This is a genomic window from Citrobacter sp. 50677481 (assembly GCF_001463265.1).
Taxonomy (GTDB): Bacteria; Pseudomonadota; Gammaproteobacteria; order Enterobacterales; family Enterobacteriaceae; genus Citrobacter_A; species Citrobacter_A sedlakii.
Genome location: NZ_LNHZ01000065.1, coordinates 1 through 1091 on the forward strand (window position 1 = coordinate 1; position 1091 = coordinate 1091).

At 55.1% G+C, this 1091-nt stretch carries 1 protein-coding gene; it reads left to right on the plus strand.

The genetic code is table 11. The features are described 5' to 3' along the window. The coding region (tuf, locus tag APU02_RS19855) for an elongation factor Tu (RefSeq protein WP_060571025.1) at positions 1–1091 on the plus strand (1091 nt) is incomplete at both ends.

The window sequence follows — 1091 nt, forward strand, 5'->3', positions numbered from 1 at the left end:
GCTGCAATCACTACCGTACTGGCTAAAACCTACGGCGGTGCTGCTCGCGCATTCGACCAGATCGATAACGCGCCGGAAGAAAAAGCGCGTGGTATCACCATCAACACCTCTCACGTTGAATACGATACCCCGACCCGTCACTACGCACACGTAGACTGCCCGGGCCACGCCGACTATGTTAAAAACATGATCACCGGTGCTGCGCAGATGGACGGCGCGATCCTGGTTGTTGCCGCGACTGATGGCCCGATGCCGCAGACCCGTGAGCACATCCTGCTGGGTCGTCAGGTAGGCGTTCCGTACATCATCGTGTTCCTGAACAAATGCGACATGGTTGATGACGAAGAGCTGCTGGAACTGGTAGAGATGGAAGTTCGTGAACTGCTGTCTCAGTACGATTTCCCGGGCGACGACACGCCGATCGTTCGTGGTTCAGCTCTGAAAGCGCTGGAAGGCGACGCAGAGTGGGAAGCGAAAATCATCGAACTGGCTGGCTTCCTGGATTCTTACATTCCGGAACCAGAGCGTGCGATTGACAAGCCGTTCCTGCTGCCGATCGAAGACGTATTCTCCATCTCCGGTCGTGGTACCGTTGTTACCGGTCGTGTAGAGCGCGGTATCATCAAAGTGGGCGAAGAAGTTGAAATCGTTGGTATCAAAGAGACTGCGAAGTCTACCTGTACTGGCGTTGAGATGTTCCGCAAACTGCTGGACGAAGGCCGTGCGGGTGAGAACGTAGGTGTTCTGCTGCGTGGTATCAAACGTGAAGAAATCGAACGTGGTCAGGTACTGGCGAAGCCGGGCACCATCAAGCCGCACACCAAGTTCGAATCTGAAGTGTATATTCTGTCCAAAGACGAAGGCGGCCGTCATACTCCGTTCTTCAAAGGCTACCGTCCGCAGTTCTACTTCCGTACAACTGACGTGACTGGCACCATCGAACTGCCGGAAGGCGTAGAGATGGTAATGCCGGGCGACAACATCAAAATGGTTGTTACCCTGATCCACCCGATCGCGATGGACGACGGTCTGCGTTTCGCAATCCGTGAAGGCGGCCGTACTGTAGGTGCGGGCGTGGTTGCTAAAGTTCT